Origin of the sequence: Microcoleus sp. OTE_8_concoct_300 (genome assembly GCF_031383065.1) — a bacterium.
In the GTDB taxonomy this organism is placed as follows: domain Bacteria; phylum Cyanobacteriota; class Cyanobacteriia; order Cyanobacteriales; family Microcoleaceae; genus Microcoleus.
On sequence record NZ_JANMZH010000849.1, the window covers coordinates 1 to 3,907 of the forward strand.

The 3,907-nt window shown below is 47.5% G+C and carries 4 protein-coding genes and 1 pseudogene; 3 read left to right on the forward strand and 2 right to left on the reverse strand.

The window, feature by feature from the left end:
• A pseudogene (locus ACUVJL_RS37335) lies at positions 1-125 on the forward strand (IS630 family transposase); the annotation flags it as partial.
• A 40-nt stretch (positions 126-165) separates the two neighbouring features.
• Complete coding sequence (locus ACUVJL_RS37340; RefSeq protein ID WP_333152693.1) at positions 166-492, forward strand: DUF1330 domain-containing protein; 327 nt, start codon at positions 166-168, stop codon at positions 490-492.
• A gap of 169 nt (positions 493-661) precedes the next feature.
• Here the strand turns inward: ACUVJL_RS37340 and ACUVJL_RS37345 are convergent, their stop codons facing one another.
• On the reverse strand, positions 662-1,930 hold the full coding sequence (locus ACUVJL_RS37345) for a M16 family metallopeptidase (RefSeq protein ID WP_445250425.1): 1,269 nt from the start codon (positions 1,928-1,930) through the stop codon (positions 662-664).
• Positions 1,931-2,200: 270 nt separating this feature from the next.
• Positions 2,201-3,466: a M16 family metallopeptidase gene (locus ACUVJL_RS37350; protein ID WP_445250426.1), complete on the reverse strand. Its 1,266-nt coding sequence runs from the start codon at positions 3,464-3,466 to the stop codon at positions 2,201-2,203.
• A gap of 361 nt (positions 3,467-3,827) precedes the next feature.
• On the opposite strand from ACUVJL_RS37350, the gene ACUVJL_RS37355 reads away from it, so the two are divergent.
• Positions 3,828-3,907: helix-turn-helix domain-containing protein (locus ACUVJL_RS37355; protein WP_445247429.1), on the forward strand; the 80-nt coding region annotated here is incomplete at its 3' end.

Genomic DNA, 3,907 nt, shown 5'->3' on the forward strand with positions numbered 1-3,907 from the left:
ATAGATTATTTGAATCCATTGAAAAACTAGAATTACTATTACATAAACTTTTAAATGAAGGAGAACTAATTATGAAATGGAACCGAAAAATAAAAAATAAAGGTAACTTGGTTAATGCAGTTTAGATGTCGAACAGCTTAACCAATTAGCTACAGGAGAAACATCATGGCTGTATATTTAATCGCAGACGTTAAAGTTACCGATGATGCCTGGATTCCTGACTACGCAGCAAATGTTCACGATATCGTACATAATCATGGGGGGAAATACCTTTCCCGCAGTGGCAATATTACGACTATTGAAGGCGAGGAACTAGAAACAACGCTGGTTGCCTTGGTGGAATTTCCTTCTATGGAGGCAGTGCAAGCGTTTGTTAACGATCCAGCCTATGCAAAATATCGTCAAGCTCGGCAGGCTGGTAGTATCGGCAGGCTCCATGTAATCGATGATACTGATGTCGCAGGAACCATACCCTATTTACCAAAAGGTTAATATCGTCAATTGTATGGTGTATTGCGAAGACCCATTTGGCAATATTGTCGAGATTTATAGCCACAGCTACGAATTGACATATTCTGCTGGAGCTTATATGATGTTGGGTTGATCGCATATAAGATCGCATCGATCGAACTTGTGAAAAGTTCGATCGCCAATTTCCTACTCAACAAACAGCCGCTACACCCAATTCTGTAATCGCCGCCTCCGGACCCACCAAAGAAATATACGGTTCGATGAAGTATTTCTTAGCAGCATCCCGCGCTTGTGAAGCTGTCACCTGTGCAATTTCTTCTTGAAATTGCTGGTCAAATTTAATCCCCAATCCCAAAATTTCATACCAGCCTAAAACTTGGGCTATTTGCGAATTAGTTTGTTTTCCTAAAGCATATTGACCGAGCATTTTATTCTTGCAAGCTTGCAATTCTTCCTCGCTTAGTTGGATGCTGGTGAGTCGATCGACTTCTGCGCGCAATCCTTCAAAAGCAGTCGCCGTATTTTCCGGCGCCGTACCCATGTACACGACAAACTGAGCCGTGTCCAAGCGCGTCGCGTAGAGCGCGGAAACGTCGTAAGCCAAGCCCCGCTTTTCCCGCAATTCCACAAACAATCGGCTCGACAAACCGTTACCCAAATAAGTATTCAGCAACTTAATCGCTGCGTAGTCAGGATTTTTGACAGAGGGTGCGAGGTAGCCCAGCATAATCACTGATTGCTGCGTATCTTGCGCCGTAACGACCGATTGAGGGGAAGGTGAAAGAGGGGGTACGGTTAAAGTTGGCAGGGGTGTTAAAGGCGCTTTCCAGTCCCCAAAAGTTCGATCAATCAGGGCGATCGCATCTTCGGTCGATATTCTGCCGGCTACAGCAATAACTACATTATCGGGACGGAAATAGGTTTTGTGGAACTGTTCGAGCTCGTTTCTGGTGAGCTTTGACATAGTAGCTTCCGTGCCCAAGGGAGAGAAAGCATAGGGGTGTTCCTGGTACATCGCGTGCCGCAATTGCTCGAAGGCGATCGCAAATGGCTGTTCTTGCTGCGATCGAATTGCCGATATGGCAATGCGGCGTTCGAGTTCCACTTCAGCTTCCGGGAAAGTAGGCGATCGCGTCAATTGCGCCGCCAACTCCAAAATCTCCTCAAAATCTGCAGAAACCGTCTTCAAACTCACTAAAAAATAGTCTGTAGTAGAGTCGGCACTCAACCTCGCTCCCACCGATTCTACACGCTCGGCAATTTCCAGCGAAGACAGCCGATCGGTTCCCTTAGTCATTACCGCCGACAGCAAGTGACACAATCCTGCTTGTTCGGGCTGCACGTAGCGACTGCCCGCCCGCAGGAATATCCTAGCTGCAATAATATCTGCTGCTGGATTTTCTGCTGCCAAGACAACAATACCGTTGTCTAAAACCGTGCGCTGGATTTCATTTTTCATTGAATTCTTTGTTAACTGTTGGCTGTTGACTGTTGACTGTTGACTGTTGACTGTTGGCTGTTGACTGTTGGCTGTTAGTCATGATTATTCGTAGGATGGGTAGAGCGTGAGCGTTACCGATCATCCGATTTGAGATTGGGGATTTGAGATTTTAGATTGAGGGACAAATCTCAAATTTCCAATTAATAGACTGGGGTTTCATGTCTCAACCCAACCTAGTTGCTGTTAACAGTGAACAGTCAACAGTGAACAGTCAACAGTGAACTATTATTAGATTGGTTTGAGTACCACGGCCGTATAGCGTCGGGGAGAGAGATATTGTCGAGCTAGGCGCTGGAGGTCTAAGGGCCCAAATGCTTTAATCCTGGTGGGATAGCTAAGCGCTAATTCCGCAGTGGCGATCGTATTGTAATATCCGTAAAGACCCGCTAGCTGTCCCGGCGTTTCGAGCGAGAAAGCAAAATCGTTGCACAGCAAACGCTTACAGCGGAGCAATTCTACCTCGGAAACCGGCTCAGACTGCAATTGCCAAAGTCGATCGCAAATCCGAGATTCCACCTGTTCGACATCCTTCGCGTCCAAGACTGCACTGATAGTAAATAAACTCGATTCCCGTTGCAGCGAGAAAGTGCTCTCGATCGCCTGTACCAATTGTAATTCTTCCCGCAGTTCCCTGACCAAACGCGAAGTCCGCCCGTCTGCGAGCAACACCGACAGCAAATCCAAGCCGCAAGCACTTTGCAAGTGTTCAACTCCCGGGCCCGTCCAGGCCATGATCAGCCGCGCTTGTTCCAATCGGGGGATACAGAGTTCCTGACGGCGAATTTCTATCAGTGGCGGTTCCGCCTCTGCGGTTAATTTGGGACAATCCCACCGATCCGAAAACTGCTCAAATGCTTTCTCCGTAACATCTCTGGCTTGTTGTTCATCTATTCCCCCGACTACCACGACAGTCATATTTTCCGGCTGATAGTGCGATCGGTGGAAACAGCGCATTTCGTGGGGAGTTCGCGACATCAGCAGCTCTTCCGTGCCGAGTACCGATCGCCTGTAGGGATGTCGCTGGTAAACTGTTTCCATCATGGCTTGGAAACCCAGCCAATCGGGATTGTCTTGAGCTTGGCGGATTTCTTCTAGCACCACATCTCGCTCGCGATCGAATTCCCGATCGGGAATCGAAGCGCGCAGCAGCAATTCTGCCAGTGGCTGGGCAGTTTCTGCTAAATAATCGGCTGCTGCGTTGACGAAAAAATGGGCGTAGTCGTGACTTGTAGCTGCATTCGCGACACCGCCGCGATTTTCTATTACTTGGTCAAATTCTCCAGGGGGGATCGAATCCGTCCCTTTAAATATCATGTGTTCTAGAAAATGAGCCATTCCCGACCAAGAATCCGGCTCCAGCGTAGCGCCAGCCCTCACCCACACGTCTAGGGCGACCACGGGTGTGGCCGAAATCCGCTGGTGAATGACCGTTAACCCGTTGTTGAGCTTCCAGACATTGGCTGGGAACTCTAAAGCAGTGAGCAGTTGAGACAAGCTAGTTATTCTTAAACTTTAGTTAACTTCGGCTGCAACTATCGTAGCGCTTTAGGGCTCTGCGATCGGGATTAATTGATACAGAAATCATCACTCAGTCGATTTTAGATTTTAGATTTTAGATTTTAGATTTACTGCACAGATGAATCTGGGGGCTTGAACAAGAGTCTAAAATTTTGAGCCGATCGCGACAGGAGTACGTGGCACGGTATCGGTTTTTGGGCGGAGTCTTCTGCCATTAATCCTTACTCATCAAAAATTTGGGCGGAGCGTAGCGGAGGGTTGAAACCCCGTCCTAAAAGGACGGCTTTACATTTGCCTGATTTTGGTTTACCATAGTAATTAGAGTTTGGTAAGTGCAATGTTCAAGGCGTTTAAGTATAGAATCTACCCAACAACCGAGCAAAGAGACTTACTGGTTAAGTCTTTTGGTTGTTGCCG

Bases quoted from the DNA above. Each gene is read 5' to 3' on its own strand.
- ACUVJL_RS37340 (WP_333152693.1), top strand. From the start codon at position 166: ATGGCTGTATATTTAATCGCAGACGTTAAAGTTACCGATGATGCCTGG.
- ACUVJL_RS37345 (WP_445250425.1), bottom strand. From the start codon at position 1,930: ATGAAAAATGAAATCCAGCGCACGGTTTTAGACAACGGTATTGTTGTC.